1 pseudogene is annotated in these 418 nt (G+C 75.8%); it reads right to left on the bottom strand.

The features are described from left to right. Positions 1-287: pseudogene (locus ACLWS4_RS37570) on the bottom strand (hypothetical protein); the annotation flags it as partial. Between the last annotated feature and the right edge of the window lie 131 nt (positions 288-418).

The raw sequence follows: 418 nt of genomic DNA, 5'->3' as shown, positions 1-418 counted from the left end.
AGCTGCACCGCCGCGTCCAGCCGGTGGGCCAGGTACGGCGAGGGCTTCCCGTCGAAGATCCCGGCGCCGAAGACCACGCCCACCGGTGCGGCGGGAGCCCCGGCCACCGTGCCGACCCGGTCCCCCGCCGCCAGCCAGAGCCAGCTCATCGGCGCCAGACCGGCCAGCGCGGCCACCACCAGGGCCTGGTACCAGCTCCGCTGGCTGGTCCTGCTGCGCAGCAGGCGGACCACCGCCGACCGTCCCCGCAGGACTCCGCCCCGCACCACCCGTCGCACCGTTCGCACCAGCGTTCTCCCCTTGTCGTCCGCGGGGAGTGACGCCGGGTCAGCCCGCCCGGATGCGCCGCTGCGCCAGTTCGTCACCGGGGTCGTAGCCGGTCACCGTCTCGCCGGTGTCGGTCCGCTCGGCGTGCAGC

Origin of the sequence: Kitasatospora sp. SC0581 (assembly GCF_048159585.1) — a bacterium.
In the GTDB taxonomy this organism is placed as follows: domain Bacteria; phylum Actinomycetota; class Actinomycetes; order Streptomycetales; family Streptomycetaceae; genus Kitasatospora.
This window is presented reverse-complemented; position numbering and strand designations above follow the sequence as displayed.